12 protein-coding genes are annotated in these 14,955 nt (G+C 70.1%); 4 read left to right on the forward strand and 8 right to left on the reverse strand.

Features of this window, described 5'->3' with window-relative positions:
- The first annotated feature begins 658 nt into the window (after positions 1-658).
- Together FB453_RS05880 and FB453_RS05885 are read left to right on the forward strand one after the other, a co-directional pair.
- Positions 659-2,434 (forward strand): family 43 glycosylhydrolase, encoded by a 1,776-nt coding sequence (locus FB453_RS05880; RefSeq protein ID WP_145788141.1) that lies wholly within the window; start codon positions 659-661, stop codon positions 2,432-2,434.
- Positions 2,435-2,773: 339 nt separating this feature from the next.
- Positions 2,774-4,159, forward strand: coding sequence for a glycoside hydrolase family 10 protein (locus FB453_RS05885; RefSeq protein WP_145788143.1), 1,386 nt, complete (start codon positions 2,774-2,776; stop codon positions 4,157-4,159).
- A 94-nt stretch (positions 4,160-4,253) separates the two neighbouring features.
- Here FB453_RS05885 and FB453_RS05890 read toward each other — a convergent pair whose 3' ends face one another.
- The 3 genes from FB453_RS05890 to FB453_RS05900 all read right to left on the reverse strand — a co-directional run bounded on the left by FB453_RS05890 (position 4,254) and on the right by FB453_RS05900 (position 8,411).
- The gene (locus tag FB453_RS05890) at positions 4,254-7,121 is read right to left on the reverse strand and encodes a glycosyl hydrolase (RefSeq protein WP_145788144.1); all 2,868 of its coding nucleotides are present in this window, start codon (positions 7,119-7,121) and stop codon (positions 4,254-4,256) included.
- Positions 7,122-7,276: 155 nt separating this feature from the next.
- A complete protein-coding gene (locus FB453_RS05895; protein ID WP_181518380.1) occupies positions 7,277-7,675 on the reverse strand; it encodes an MmcQ/YjbR family DNA-binding protein in 399 nt (132 codons plus the stop codon).
- 40 nt (positions 7,676-7,715) lie between these two features.
- Positions 7,716-8,411: a DUF1223 domain-containing protein gene (locus FB453_RS05900; RefSeq protein WP_145788149.1), complete on the reverse strand. Its 696-nt coding sequence runs from the start codon at positions 8,409-8,411 to the stop codon at positions 7,716-7,718.
- Between the two features lie 131 nt (positions 8,412-8,542).
- Here FB453_RS05900 and FB453_RS05905 point away from each other — a divergent pair, with 131 nt between their 5' ends.
- Positions 8,543-8,845: a GNAT family N-acetyltransferase gene (locus FB453_RS05905; RefSeq protein WP_145788151.1), complete on the forward strand. Its 303-nt coding sequence runs from the start codon at positions 8,543-8,545 to the stop codon at positions 8,843-8,845.
- A gap of 22 nt (positions 8,846-8,867) precedes the next feature.
- On the opposite strand, the gene FB453_RS05910 is transcribed toward FB453_RS05905, so the two are convergent.
- Positions 8,868-9,458, reverse strand: a complete 591-nt coding sequence (locus tag FB453_RS05910; RefSeq protein WP_145788152.1) for a TetR/AcrR family transcriptional regulator — start codon at positions 9,456-9,458, stop codon at positions 8,868-8,870.
- Between the two features lie 140 nt (positions 9,459-9,598).
- Here FB453_RS05910 and FB453_RS05915 point away from each other — a divergent pair, with 140 nt between their 5' ends.
- Positions 9,599-10,315 carry an isocitrate lyase/PEP mutase family protein gene (locus FB453_RS05915; RefSeq protein ID WP_145788154.1) on the forward strand — a complete coding sequence of 239 codons (717 nt, stop codon included), beginning with the start codon at positions 9,599-9,601 and terminating at the stop codon, positions 10,313-10,315.
- 240 nt (positions 10,316-10,555) lie between these two features.
- Here the strand turns inward: FB453_RS05915 and FB453_RS05920 are convergent, their stop codons facing one another.
- The 4 genes from FB453_RS05920 to FB453_RS05935 all read right to left on the reverse strand — a co-directional run bounded on the left by FB453_RS05920 (position 10,556) and on the right by FB453_RS05935 (position 14,650).
- Positions 10,556-11,653 carry a helix-hairpin-helix domain-containing protein gene (locus FB453_RS05920; RefSeq protein ID WP_486480170.1) on the reverse strand — a complete coding sequence of 366 codons (1,098 nt, stop codon included), beginning with the start codon at positions 11,651-11,653 and terminating at the stop codon, positions 10,556-10,558.
- A gap of 308 nt (positions 11,654-11,961) precedes the next feature.
- The gene (locus tag FB453_RS05925; RefSeq protein WP_145788158.1) at positions 11,962-13,311 is read right to left on the reverse strand and encodes an FAD-dependent monooxygenase; all 1,350 of its coding nucleotides are present in this window, start codon (positions 13,309-13,311) and stop codon (positions 11,962-11,964) included.
- A 1-nt stretch (position 13,312) separates the two neighbouring features.
- Complete coding sequence (locus tag FB453_RS05930; protein ID WP_486480171.1) at positions 13,313-13,723, reverse strand: TcmI family type II polyketide cyclase; 411 nt, start codon at positions 13,721-13,723, stop codon at positions 13,313-13,315.
- A gap of 129 nt (positions 13,724-13,852) precedes the next feature.
- On the reverse strand, positions 13,853-14,650 hold the full coding sequence (locus tag FB453_RS05935) for an AfsR/SARP family transcriptional regulator (RefSeq protein WP_112587260.1): 798 nt from the start codon (positions 14,648-14,650) through the stop codon (positions 13,853-13,855).
- Positions 14,651-14,955 lie beyond the last annotated feature (305 nt).

The following is a 14,955-nucleotide window of genomic DNA, read 5'->3' on the forward strand; positions in this document are numbered from 1 at the left end:
CGCCATCGATGGCGGTGGGTCGTCGGCGGCAAAGGGGCCGACGCCGGGTGCGGTGGGGTGGGTGGGACGTGGGTCGCCGTGGACGCCGGGTGCCCACCCCTGCGCTTATCGCGGCACATCGATGTGATCGCTAACATAGTTCGTCGTTAACACGCCCGCAACCCCCAGGGCGCCTCGCCGACCCATTCCAGCGAGGACCTGGCCCGGCGCCACCGGGTCCGGTGGCGGCTGTGGTCCGAAACGGACATCCGTCGAGCCTGCGATCCTCGGAGCGTTACCGTGTGTGACGGTTGGCGACGGCCTTCCCTCCGTTGACGCCCGTCCGGTAGCTCAGTACCGTGCATCGTAAATCCTCGATGTCAACGTCGATACCTCAATGCTGCGATGTGGTTACGACGGTCATCCCGTGCCTCACAAAAATCCAGTTCAGATGGGGGAGGGGGCAATCACATAAGACTGTTAGCGCTAACAGGACTGCCTGTCGTGCTGCCCGGCGCGCGGACGGCAAAGCCCGTTCGGGCGGCCGTCGGGACGGCGGCGCCCGCTCAGTCAGACATCCGCACGCGCACTCTCTGTGGGAGTAATCGTGAAAGTGAAGGATCGAACCACAACTCGGGCCACACGCCGGGCCAGGCGAGCCATCGCCTGGCTGGCAAGCATGGCCTGTGTCCTCGCACTGATCCCGGGTACGGCCAAGGCCGACAATCCGATCGTCCAGAACATCTACACCGCCGACCCGGCGCCGATGGTGCACAACGGCCGGGTCTACCTCTACACCGGACATGACGAGGACGGTTCCACCTATTTCACAATGCGTGAGTGGCGGGTGTACTCGTCCGCCGACATGGTGAACTGGACCGATCACGGCTCGCCGATGAATCTGGCGACGTTCGCGTGGGCGGACGCCAACGCGTGGGCCGGACAGGTCGTTCCGCGTAACGGAAAGTTCTACTGGTACGTGCCGGTGCGCCAGCGCTCCAACGGGCAGATGGTCATCGGCGTCGGGGTGGCCGACAGCCCGACCGGGCCGTTCCGCGACGCGCTCGGTCGACCACTGGTCGGCAACAACGAAATCGACCCGCACGCGTTCATCGACGATGACGGGCAGGCGTATCTGTACTGGGGTAACCCGGGTCTGTGGTACGTGAAGTTGAACCCGGACATGATTTCGTTCTCCGGCAGTGCGACACGCATTCCACTCACGACGGCGGGGTTCGGTACCCGTAACGGTAATGCCAGTCGGCCGACGCTGTATGAGGAGGGGCCGTGGGTGTTCAAGCGCAACGGGTTGTACTACAACGTGTTCGCGGCCGAGTGCTGCTCCGAGTTCATCGCGTACTCCACGGCGACCGGGCCGACGGGGCCGTGGACATATCGGGGAACGATCATGCCGCGGCAGGGCGCTAGCTTCACCAATCACGCGGGTGTGATTGATTTCCAGGGTGGTTCGTATTTCTTCTATCACAACGGGGCGTTGCCCGGTGGCGGTGGTTACACCCGTTCGGTCGCGGTGGAGAAGTTCAGTTACACCAGCAATGGCCTGTTCCCGACTATCACGATGACGAACACCGGTGCCCCGCAGGTGGGCACGCTGAACCCGTACGTGCGACAGGAGGCGGAGACGATCGCCTGGGGCTCGGGGATCGAGACCGAGGCGTCCAGCGAGGGCGGGATGAACGTCGGTTGGATCGAGAACGGCGACTACATCAAGGTCAAGGGCGTGGCGTTCGGCGCGGGTGCGACCTCGTTCAGCGCCCGGGTCGCGTCGGCCACGAGCGGCGGCCGGATCGAGGTACGCCTCGACAGCGTCAACGGCCCGACCGTGGGCACCTGCACCGTGGGCGGCGCCGGCGGCTGGCAGAGCTGGAGCACCACCACCTGCGCGGTCAGCGGAGCGACCGGCACCCATGATCTCTACCTGCGCTTCGCCGGCGGCAGCGGCAACCTGTTCAACATCAACTGGTGGCAGTTCAGCGGCACCGGCGGCAGCGCCGCCAACCTGCTCACCAACGGCGACGTGGAGAACGGCACGACGGGCTGGGGTGTGCACGGCAGCGGAACGCTCGCCAGGAACACCACAGTCGCGCACGGCGGCAGCGGATCGCTGTCGATCACCGGCCGGACCGGCGCCTGGAACGGCCCCAGTCAGGACGTGACCGCCAAGCTCACCAACGGCAAGAGCTACACCACCAACGTCTGGGTACGAGCACAGAGCGGCACCCCGTCGGCGAAGGCGACGTTGTCGGTGACCGCGAACGGCACGACGAACTACCTCCAGCTGACCCCGGCGGTGGGGGTGAACGTCAACGGCTGGACCCTGCTCACCGGCACCACGACCGTGTCGTGGAGCGGCACCCTGACCAGCGCCGCCTTCTACGTCGAGACGGCCGAGGGCACCGACAGCCTCCTCGTCGACGACGCTACGTTCCAGTGACGGGTGCTGCCGGAGCCGTGCTCGGCGCGGCTCCGGCAGCACGCGACGTGCCCCACCACCGCGAGGGAGCGCCCCGTGGCCCGGCGCGGTTGGTTACGACTTGACGAACGGCATGTTATCGCTCACAGTCGATGGTTGAGGGCAGCCGCACCTGTGGTTCACCGGGCGAACCTGCTGTGGCACCTCGACCCGCGACGTCCGCCCAGGGCATGCCGGACGTCGGGTCAGGACTCCCCGCACCGCTGCCGCGACGGCGACCGTTGCTGACGTCTCCCATGTCGCAGGAGCGGATTCGGGCGTGCGTCTCCATCGCTGCACCACCCCAGAGAAGGAATCCGCATGAATCACAGAAGAGCCCTGCGAGCGGCGGTGACCATCGCCGTTACCGGCGCCCTCGCCGCCGGCATGACGATGACGCTGACCTCAACGGCCAGCGCCGGCACGACCCTGCGGGCCTCGGCGGCCGAGAAGGGCCGTTACTTCGGCGCGGCCGTCGCGACGGGCAAGCTCTCCACCAGCGTGTACGCGACCATCCTGAACCGTGAGTTCAACAGTGTCGTGGCCGAGAACGAGATGAAGTGGGACGCCACCGAGCCGCAGCAGGGTCGGTTCAGCTACACCGGCGGCGATCGTCTGGTCAGTCACGCGCAGGCCAACGGTATGAGCGTGCGCGGCCACGCGCTGCTGTGGCATCAGCAGCAGCCGGGCTGGGCGCAGGGCATGTCCGGCAGCGCGTTGCGTAACGCGGCCATCAACCACGTCACCCAGGTGGCGACGCATTTCCGAGGGAAGATCCACTCGTGGGACGTGGTGAACGAGGCGTTCGCCGACGGCGGCGGTGGTGGGCGTCGTGACTCGAACCTTCAGCGCACCGGTAACGACTGGATCGAGGCGGCGTTCCGGGCGGCGCGGGCAGCGGATCCGGGTGCGAAGTTGTGTTACAACGACTACAACACCGACGGGATCAACGCGAAGTCGACGGGCATCTACAACATGGTGCGGGACTTCAAGTCCCGTGGCGTGCCGATCGACTGTGTGGGCTTCCAGTCGCACCTGGGCACCTCGCTGGCCGGTGACTATCAGGCCAACCTGCAGCGGTTCGCCGATCTCGGTGTGGATGTGCAGATCACCGAGCTGGACGTGATGACCGGCGGCAACCAGGCCAACATCTACGGCGCCGTCACCCGCGCCTGCATGAACGTCTCGCGCTGCACCGGCATCACGGTGTGGGGTGTGCGGGACTGCGACTCGTGGCGTGGCTCGGACAACGCCCTGCTGTTCGACTGCAACGGCAACAAGAAGGCCGCGTACACCAACGTTCTGAACGCCCTCAACGCCGGCCCTGCCATCCCCACCACGCCGCCGCCCACGGACCCGCCGCCGACGACGCCCCCGCCGACGGACCCGCCGCCCACCACTCCACCGCCGGGTACGGGTGGTTGCTCGGCGTCGGTGTCACTGAACTCGTGGACCGGTGGCTTCGTGGCCACAGTGAAGGTGACCGCCGGCTCCGCCGGAACCAACGGGTGGAATGTCGGCGTCACCCTTGCCAGTGGTGCGAGTGTCACCAACACCTGGAGCGCGACGGCCACTGGCTCGACCGGCGCGGTGCGGTTCGCCAACGTGGACTACAACGGCCGCCTCGGCGCCGGCCAGGTCACCGAGTTCGGTTTCCAGGGCACTGGCAGTGGGGCCGGCATCACGCCCACCTGCACCGCCTCCTGAGAACGACTGACTGACCGCACAGCGCCGGCCGGTGTGGGGGACCGATCCTGGTCCTCCACACCGGCCGACGTCGTGTCGCGTTCGAACCTGTCGATCAGGAGTACGGGAGCCGCAACACCGACTGGTTGCCGATGCCCAGCGTGGTCGGGTTGTTGCCGATCGCCGACCAGACCTCCACCCGGACCGTGCCGTTGCTCAGCGCGCCCAAGGTGCCGGTGGCCGAGGACAGGCCGGCGTTCTGCGTGTAGTGCTCGTAGCCGGTGACCGGGTCGGTGGCGAAGTAGCGCAGCGTCTCCACCCGTTCCCAACTACCGTTGCCGGTGAGGTCGTAGGAGATCCGTACCTGCACGCCGTTGCCGACCGCCGTCCCGGCGTCCACGAACAGGTCGAATGCCGTCTGCCCGCCGGCGTAGGCGAGGTTGAGGCCGGTCGCCGTGAAGACCTGGGCGCTGGTGGGCGTACCGTCGTGGTTTCCGTTTGCCGCCGCGACAGTCGTCGTGGCCGCGCTGCCGGCGGCGCCCAACCCGCCCCCGGGCAGCAGGTACCGCGTCGGATTGCCCGGGGTCGTCGGCGGGTCGGTCGTCGGTGGGGGGTCCGTCGGCGTCGTCGGGGGGACACCGCCGGCCGCGTTGCCGCCACTCCAGGTGTACGCCCCGGTGGTGGCCGTCTTGCCGGCTCCCACGGTGAGCGTGGTGCGGTTGGAGAACGTCACGGTGATCGGCGTCGCCGTCGGGTTCGACGCCACGTAGGTGCGGGCCCCGTTGCGGGAGAAGACCGCGGACAACGGATGGTTGCCGGTCACCGTCGTGTCCACGTTGCCGAGGGCGGCGAGGTTACGGATCCAGTGGAACGTGTGCGCCCGGCTCTCGCCCTCCTCCGGGGTGTAGCCCGGGTTCGCGCGGAGGTTCGCCAGCGCCGCGTCGGGATCGCCGAGGGCCTGGAACTGCCAGAGGATGTCCTGCCACACCGTCGGTTGTCCGCCGTTGTTGCGGACGAGCTCGGCATAGTTGGTCCGCACGTACGCCGGGTTGTTGCCCAGGTAGAGGTGACCGCCGGTGACCGGCAGCAGGTTGATGCCCTGGATCATCTCCGGCTCGCCGCTGAACCAGGTGGCGTACGCCCCGCCGTCACCCCAGACCATGCCGACTGTCGAGTGCCCGAACGCGGCGGGGAAGTTCTGGTCGCCGACGTCGAACCAGTACTCCTGGATGGCGGCGGCCTGCGTGGTGTAGAGGAAGACGCCGGCGTCGCGGATGGCGGTGTTACCCGTCGTCTGCCCCCACTGGATGAGGGCGCTCGCGAAGTTCATCCCCTCCGACGAGGACTCCTGGTTGTTGCCGGAGCCGAAGGAGCCGTGCCCGGACGCCCAGTCGTGCCCGGCGTAGATGTCGAAGTCGCGCAGGTACGGGAACTGGGTGTCGCCGCGGCGGTAGTTGTTGGCGTCGCGGATCAGCAGGTCGACCATGCCGCCGTAGCGGCTGGTGGCCGCCCAGGCCGGGTCGAACTTCGCCAGGGTCGCAGCGGCGGCGATGTAGTAGCCGTAGTGGAAGTGGTGGTCGTTGAGCTCCTGGTCGGACCCGTACGACGCCGGGTAGCCGATCAGGGTGCCCCAGTTGTTGTCGTAGTAGAAGACCCGGCTGGTCTTGCCGCTGGACGCGGTGAACCAGTCGGTGAGCGTGCTGCGGATCGCGTTCAGCGCGCTGTCGCGCGTCGTGGTGTCGTTGACCTGATCGGCGATCTCGGCGATCCGCGCGGCCCGGCCGAGCCCCTTGCCGGTCCAGTAGGTGTCGTTGCCGCGTTGGTCCATCGGGTTGGCGCGGGTGGCGGCCAGGTGCCCGGTGAGCGTCGACAGGTCACCACCGCTGCCGTCGCCGACGGCCGGCAGCTCCGGCAGGATGCCCTGGAACTTCATGGCGGTGCGGAACTGGTTGACGCCGGTGAGCACCTTCATCCGGCCACGCGCCGACGGGTAGGTCGGCGTGATCGCTGTGGAACCGCTCAGCGACTTCCACTGGTGCGGGTAGAGACTGACCACCGTCTGCGTGGCGTTGCCCTCCCGGGCGGTCGTGGTGAACGCGTACGTGGTGGTCAGGCCGCTGGTCGCGGGGTTGTAGGCGTACGAGACCTGGGTGCCGGTCACGTGGGCGTGCGCGTACTGACCGTAGGTCGCGGCCAGCGCGGCGCGCTCGGTCGCGCTGGACGTCGGCGGCAGCAGGGCCACGGAGAAGTAGCCGCGGCCGGCCAGGGTGGACGAGATCCGGCCGGACGCCACGGTCCAGCTGGCACCGCTGGGCGCGAACCCGACGTAGTCGTGGCCGTTGACCCGGAAGCCGACGGTGGCGCCGCTGTTGGACCAGACGTCCGGGGTGCCGGCGGTGCTGATCTGCGCGTTCCCCCCGGTGGTCTGGAAGTACGCGAAGGGCAGACCATGGCCGATGGTCGCGCGCATGGTGCGCGTGCCGTCGCTCCAGTGCGGGCTGACCGTCCAGTCCGTCCAGCCGTCGACCTTCACCAGGGGCGCGGCGAGCCCGGCCACACCGACCCGGATGTCCTGCACGTACGGGTAGTGGAACTCACCGACACCGGTGGCGGTGCCGCTGATGGCGGGCGTGGAGTTGGCGGAGAAGCCGAGCCCGTCGCCGAAGGTGTCGTACGAGATCGGGTGAGCGTGCAGCGGCTCACTGAACGAGCAGTCGGTGCGCTTCCACAGCAGCGAGGACCACCAGTCGTTGGTGGGGATCGGCCCGGCGGGCGCGTTCGCGGTGGCGAACTGTCGGGGATTGCTGGACATCGCGCCGCAGCCGCTGGGGAGCGGGCCGACCGGGGTGGTGGTGTAGCTGCCGGCGCCGACGGGTGCGGCCTCGGCCGCGCGGGTGACGGGGACGGCGAGGCCGCCGACGACCAGGGCCAGCGCGGTGGCGGCGGCCAGGGCCCATCGGCGGTGGGGGACGGGAGGTTTCATCGTGCCTCCATCGCGCGCCGGGTGCGGCCCTTGCCGGGTCCAGCGCTTTGCGTCTGAATTGGGGGGAAGGTCAGGTGAGAGAGCGCTCTCTCGGCCACGGTAATGGAGTACCGAGATCCCCGTCAATGTGTCAAACGCGTTGCGTGCTGATGTCGCTATTTGCCGGCGCCCGCACGGTCGCCCAGCGGTTCGCCCTCTCGGTCGTTCACCAGCGCGTCCGGCACGCGCATCCGCCACGCGTCGGTCACCAGCTCGGTCAACCGGTCCAGGTCGACCGCCGCCAGACGCAGCAACACCAGGGGCAGCCCGTCGTAACCGGGCGCGGTGAAGAAGACCTCGGGCTCCCCGAGCAGGAGAGCCTGCTTCTCGGCCTCGTCGCCGACGAACAGCACAGCGATGTCCAGCCGGATCACCCGAGGCTTTCCCGGTGTCCGTTCCGGATAGGACCAGACGAAGCCCTTGTCGGCCACCCGGAAGTCGAAGCCGTCACTGGGGTTCTCCACCGTGTGCGGCAGGGCCAGCGCCACCCGACGTACGTCGTCCGCGTCAGCCACCGAAAACCCTCGCACCCCGCACCATCCGCATGGGCCGAGATTACGCGGTGGACAGCTCGATGGCCGTGGCGCCGACGATCGCCCGTTCGCCGTTCTCCTGGACATAGCCGACCACGCTGGCCCTCCGCGGATCGAGACCAGGTGGTGTCGCCAGCTCCACCTGCCCCCGCTCGGCGTCGAGGCCCACCGACCTGAATGCGCGTACGACGTTGTCCTGCCGCAGCGTCCGCCCGGCGTTCTCCCCCCGGGCGATCTCGCTGGTCAGGTCCCGTTCCACGACCGCCACCTGCAACACCGCGCGCTCCGGCGGCTGTTCGGTCCGGTAGTCCACCATCACCCGGTCATTGCCCAGGTTGGCAATGGAGAGCGCCAGTGGTGTGGTGGCGGTCGAGGCCATGGCGGACATGATCGCGGCGGCCGCCCGCCGGCGATCGGAACCGACGAACTCGACGGTGCCGTTCACGACCATCTGCGGGGTGTACAGACCCCGGGTGCCGAACGCGCGGGCATAGGACTCCTGGCGCGCGGTGTAGGCCGCGTCCGCGAACTGGTCGGGCCAACCCAGGTCGTCCCAGTAGTCGACGTGGAACCCGAGGGTGAAGACGTTCTGGCCCCGGTCCCGTGCGTCGCGCTCGATCTCGCTCAGCAACTCCTCCGCGGGAGGGCAACTGTTGCAGCCCTGGGACGTGAACATCTCGACGACGGCGAAGCCGCCGTCCGTCGATGGATTCGCCATGGTGACGTGTCTCCTCCCACGATGTGCCCGGAGGCGTTGCGTTCCCGTTGCGGCCGAGACAATGCGCGTGGGGTCGCGTCCCCTGCCGGCCTCGCAGCGAGCGTCGCCGGGCCGGGTGGTTGGATGGTCGGGTGCAGTTCACCGTGACAGACGCGTCGGCGCGGGAGCGTTTCGAGGCGCGCGACGAGGCGGGCGCGGCCGTCGGGTTCGTCACCTACCAGCTGACCGGCTCGATCATCGCCTACACCCACACCGAGGTCGATCCGGCGTACGAGGGCAAGGGCGTGGGGTCGACGCTGGCGCGGGCCGTGCTGGACGATGCGCGGAGCAAGGGCCGGACCGTCGTGCCGATCTGCCCGTTCATCGCCGACTGGGTGGTCAAGCACCCGGAGTACGAGAGCATCGTGGTCCGGTCCACCCGCAAGATCAAATAACCGCGCTTCCGGTCGGGTGGTGTCAGGCGTCCGGTAGGAGCTTGGCGGCGAGGGTGCGGGCCGTGGCGGTCAGGGTGTCGATGTCCAGCCCCGTCCGCCCCATGAACACCAGGCCCTGCTGTGCGGCGAGCAGCGCACGCGCGGTCTCGACCGGGTCGACGTCGCGCGGCAGGTCGCCCTCGTCCTGGGCCCGCCCGACGCTCTCGGCGACCAGGACGGTCGTCGCCTCGTAGGTGCGCCGCGCCTCGGCGAGGACGTCCGGGTCGCTGGTGGCGAGTTCGTACGTGCTGTTGGCCATGAGACAGCCGCGCCGGGCGGCAGCACCACCCGGGTCGTTCACCGGTGCCATGACGAACGCGCGTAGCGCGTCCAGGGCGCGGGGAGCGGAGGTGAGCATCTCGCGCAGGTAGCCGCCGCTGGTGTCGGTGTATTCCCGCAGCGCCTTCAGGAACAGCCGGTGTTTGTCGCCAAAGGCGCCGTAGAGGCTGCCCTTGCCCAGCCCGCTGACGCGTACCAGGTCTTCCAGTGAGGTCGCCGCGTAGCCGGCGTCCCAGAACTGGTCCCGGACGGCGCGGATCACCTGCTCCTCGTCGAACTGCCGTGGCCTGGCCATCTGACCAGCGTAGCAATTGTTGACCGGTCGGTCCACCAAACGTAGGGTGGACCGGTCAGGTCACCGGCACCGTGCTTGACTCCAACGGCGGATACACCGCCTGAGCTCCGCCCTCCGCAGCCCGTCGGGAGACGACAACGATGACAGCCTCCACCTTCCGTGCCCTGCACCACGACCGGGCCGCCGGCGATCCGCTCGTTCTGCCGGGCCCCTGGGACGCGGCCAGCGCCCGGGTGCTGGCCGACGCCGGTTACCCGGCGCTCGCGACCCCGAGCGCGGGCGTCGCCGCCTCGCTCGGCTACGAGGACGGCGCGACCCCACCGGACGAGATGTTCGCGGCGGTCGCGCGCATCGTCCGCGCCGTGTCCGTTCCGGTGTCCGCCGACGTCGAGGGCGGTTACGGCCTCGCCCCCCGCGAGCTGGTCGGACGGCTGTTGGAGGCCGGCGTTGTCGGCTGCAACCTGGAGGACTCGGAGGGAGACGCCACCCTCAAGGACCCCCGGCGGCACGCCGACTGGTTGGCCGAGGTACGTGAGGAGGCGGGCGACGCCCTCTTCATCAACGCCCGCGTCGACACCTTCCTGGTCGGGACGGGTGACCCGGCCGAGGCGGTGGAACGAGCCCGCCTGTACGTGGCTGCCGGCGCCGACTGCGTCTACCCGATCCTGGCGCCGCAGCAGGTGCTCCCGCAGCTGCGGGACGGCATCTCCGGGCCGATCAACATGGCCGCTGGACCAGACCGGGAATCCGTGGTTGAGCTGGGCCGGCAGGGCGCCACACGCATCACCTTCGGTCCAGGAATGCAGCGGTACGCGATGGCGTCGATCGGCGACCTCGCGGCCGAGCTGCGCGCCTGAGCCTCGACGTCACCCCCGCGCCGGTGACCGGGCGCGTGGGCGCGGGTGGGCGGCCGCTGGCGGGGTGATCGACTCGGGTTTCTGGAAGTCGGGGTGTCCGGGTCGGGTGGATCGCGCGGTTTTCTGAATCCCGAGTCGATCACCCGGCGCGGTGGGCGTCGGAGGAGTTTTCGGCACCTACGACCGAGCCCCCGGCGTGCCGTCGCGGTGGACGGCTGCCGGGGGCTCGGATGCAGGCGGTCAGGCCTGGTTGCCGCTCGGCAGCACCGCTGCCATCTCGTCGCCGGCGCCGGCGAGCACGCGTGCCTGCTGCGGCCAACTTGCCAGCCCAGGTGCGGCGCGCAGGCCGGCGGCCCGGATCAGGTCGCGCAGTGCCGGCTCGTCCAACTCGCCGAGCTGGCCGTACGTGCGCACGCCGGCGTCCTGCAACGCGGCCGCCATCTTCGGCCCGATCCCCTGGATCCGGCGGAAGTCGTCGGCCGGGCCCGTCGGGTCGGCGTCGACGCTGCTGATCGTCGTGTCGGCGGCCGAACGGACCGGAGGGGTCGCGGCGGCGCTCGGGCGGACCGGAGGCGCGGCCACCGCCGACCGCTCGGCCTTCGCGGCGTCGACCGCGGACTCGGCTTGGGCCGGCTCGGCGTTCACCGAGTCGGCGTTCACCGGGTCGGAGTGCATCGGCTCGGCGGTCGTCTGTGCCTCTGCCGGGTCGATTGCCGTGGCCTTGGTCTCCGCATCGTCGGATGCGCGGACGGAGGCCACCGCGTCGTCGGCCGGCGCGCTGTCGGCGGGGGTGGCCGCGACCGGCGCATCGTCGATCGCCGCGTCGTCGGCCGGCGTCGTGTCGAGCGGTGCCGCGTCGGCCGGCGGGAGGTCGTCCGCGGGCTGGCGGGGAGCGACCACGGCCGCCGGGGCGGGCTGGTCGTCGACAGTGATCGGCTCGGCGGCCGAGTCCACGCTTGGCTCCTGCCGCAGCTCAGCGGCGTCGGGCTGCTCGGTGGCCGGTACGGGCGGCGGGTCCTCGGTCAGCGCCATGTCCGCCGGGTCGACGGTGCTCGGAGCCTCCGCCGGCACGGGCACCGGGGCGGGACCGACCGGTTCGGTCAGCGCGGCTGGCGCGCTGACCGTGTCGACCGGTACCGGTTCGTCGGCGACCGCGGTGGGTGCCGGGTCGACGGCGGCCACAGGCCGCCCCTCGTCGGTGGTGGCAGCCGGCGTGGGCGTGGTGATCACGGCCAGCCCGGCGACGGGGTCACCATCCACAATCGAATTGCCCTGTACGCCCCGTCGGCCGCGCAGCAGCCACCCGGCGGCCAGGCCCAGCAACAGTGCCAGTACCACTATCAGCGAGTGTCCGAAAGACCACGCCACGGCGAACCTCCCTCTCAGCTCGTTGGAAAAGTCACGAGAAAAACTCGCCGCAGCTTCGCACACGCGTATTGCCGACGACAGGCAGGATCGGCCGTCAGCGTTGCCGGTGGGCCAGCCACCTCAGCCGGTGCCTGCCGCGTAACACTGCGTCGTCCGATCACGCCAAATCCGACGAGACGAGACCGGGCCGGGCATGGATCGGTCGGGTCGAGCACTCCGGACACGATGAGACCCGGGCCCGGCGTGGGACGCCGAGCCCGGGTCGGGCGATGCCGGGGTCAGTCCCGGTCGCCCTCGTAGGTGTGGAAGTCGTCAACGAACCGGCGACGGAGCCGTGGTACCCGACTGGTCACTCCGAAGTAGCCGCGCGCGCCGAGCAGCGCGAGCCGACCCACCACCGGTCGGTACATCCGGTCGTCGCCGCTGGTGCCGCTGCGGTTCAGCGATTCGGCGACCCGGGCGAAGCCGTACGGCGCCATCACGGCCTCGTAGTCGGCGACCGCCTGGAGCAGCGTCTTGTCGCCGGCGGTGGCGCGGCTGAGCTGTGCGCAGAGCAGGCGGGCGTCGCGCAGCGCGGTGTTCGCGCCCACGCCCCGACCCGGGGTCATGGTGTGGATGGCGTCGCCGAGCATGGTGACGGTGCTGCTCTTCCAGGGCGGCACCGGTTCGGACGTGGACACTTTGATCGGTAGGGCGCTGGCCGGGTCCGCGTGGGCGAGCAGTTCCCGTAGGTGAGGGTGCCAGTTCGAGGTGAGGTCCAGGGCGACCTGCACCAGGTCCTCGCCGCGGCGTTCCATGATGTCGGCCGGGAACCGGTTGGCCGCACTCCAGATGATCAGATTGATGTTGTCGGTGGTGGTGTCGTGGGCCAGGCCGGGCCAGTCCCGGAGAAGGGCGGCGTCGGGCTCGCTGACGCCGGGCTTGATCGCGCGTTCGGGGTCCCACTTGAACTCCATGACGTGCAGCACGCCCATCATCCCGCCGACGCCGAAGATCAGCGAGATGCCCTGCTGGACCCGCTCCGGAATGAGACCGCGGGTGTGCGGTGTCAGCGGGATCCGGGTGGCGATGTTTATCGTCCCGGCGTCGCGGGTGACGGCGTGCGGCAGGTACTGGCGGCGTACGGCGGAATGGGTGCCGTCGGCCGCCACCAGCAGGTCGCCGGTGGCGCTGGTGCCGTCGGCGAAGTGCGCGGTGACCGTGCCGTCGTCGCGCTGCTCGTACCGGGTGAAGGTCTTGTCGAACTGCACCACGTCCTCCAGGCCGGTCAGCAGCACCTGGCGCAGCACCATCCGGGCCACCGAGTGTTCGGTGCGTACCGGGTCGGCGCTCGGCCGCAGCGGGAACGACGCGGTCTGGCGGAGCCCCTGGGTGACGACGTTGAAGTAGTGCGGCGGCCGGGCGCAGGTGGCCAGGAAGGTGGCGAACAGTTCCGGGGGCAGACACTCCCGCAGCGCCCGGCTACCGGTGGGGCCGATGCCGACCCGGTAGCCGAGCAGCCCTTCGGCGCGGTCGCGGTGCCGTTCGTAGACGGCGACGCTGATCCCGGCGCGGCGCAGGCCGTGCGCCAGGCACAGCCCGCCCGTGCCCGCGCCGATGATCAGGACGTGCGGCGGCGCGGCGGACATGTCAGCCGGCCGGGTGCGCGGCGGGCGCCTCGGTAACGGCCGGGCGCGGAGCGGGCGCCTCGGTGCTGGCCGAGGCTCCTGCTGGCGCCTCGGCCGCGTCCCACCGGTAGAAGCAGCCGGCGATCGCGTCCCGGGGGGAACGCCAGGTCGGCAGGTACGGCGACGTGTGCGCGGAGAGTCGCTCGTTGACCTGTCGGAAGAGTGGGTGGTTGCGGGCCGCCGCGAGCGCGTCCGGGTCGACGTCGTCCGAGGTCTCCAGCAGGTGTACGCACAGGTCGTGCAGGCAGTACAGGGATCGGTGCGTGACCCCGGTCAGGCTGGGCAGTTCGGTGGCGTCGGACTCGGCGAAGATCTGCGCGACCCGCCCCTCCGCTCCCGGGATGATCCGGCTGACGATCAGTAGACGACTCATGGGACCCCTTCCGCCGGTGGCCTGTCCGACCCCTCGGGATCGGTGCCACGTGCTCTGTGCGCCCACCGTGCCGCAGCGCCTGTCACATCACCGTCACGTACGCCGACCGGGCGGTGACGGGCACCGCCGTCAGGTACGCCGAACGGCGGGTGACGGGCGGTCGGTGATGGCCTCGCGGCTGGCCTGGCGGATCGGGGCGAGGGTGTCGTCGAGCAGGGCGCTCATGGCGGGGCTCGGCTCCAGCCGCAGCTCCCGGCGCAACAGGTCCCGATAGACGTAGAAGGCGTGCACGGCTTCGAAGGCGTTGCCCTCGGCCAGGTGGATGCGAACCACCAGTCGGTGTGGTGTCTCCCGTAACGGCTCGGCGGCCATCGCCTCCAACGCGGCTTCGAGGGCCTCGCCGTGCCGCCCCGCGGCCAGGTGGTGCCCGGCCACCTGTTCCAGCATGTGCAGTCGGAGTTGGCGCAGGCGTTCCCGGTCCAGCAGCACCCAGTCGTCGTACCAGCCGGGGAGGAGGTCGTGCCTCCCGGCGGCGAGCGCCCCGGCCGCGGTGCGCGGGTCGTCGCCGTCCCGGACCCGGGCCGCTGTGCCCACCAGGTCGTCCACGTCGAGCCGGACCGCCGGGCCGAGGCGTACGGTGTCGCTGGCCACTGTCATCGGGCAGCACGGGTCCTGTCGCAGCCGCCACAGGGCGGTACGCAGGGAGGACAGCGCCCGTTCCTCCGACGCGTCGGGCCAGAGCAGCCCGGCGAGCTGGCTGCGGGTGGCGCCGGGGCGGAGCCCGATCAGCGCGATCACCCGTTGCAGCCCGCGCGGCACCACCACCGGCACCGCCTCGCGGAGGAGTCGGAAGCCTCCGAGCAGGTGCAGTGAGACGCCCTCCTCGGGCGGGTCTCCGGCGGTCGGCACGGACGGATCAGCGGCCACGGCGGCACCCCCTGCGGAACGCTCGTCCCGACTGTCTGCTGTGTCCCGGATCGGTTGCCCTCGACGCCACTGTCGACCCCACCGATCGCGGCGTGGTCGGGCGCGGCCCCGCCCGCCGAGGCCGCCGGACTGACCACGCTGAAGATTATCAATAACGGTCACGTTGCGTCAACGCCAGTGTGGACCTTCTATTAGCGACAGCCAACCCGAGATCGGTTCTGAACTGCACAAACATTAGCGCGTGGAGCACGCTCGGCACATAGCTGATACACAGGTTGCGTCAACGCAGCGTCACCACCATCCGT

The sequence above is a fragment of the Micromonospora sp. CNZ322 genome, from assembly GCF_007827755.1.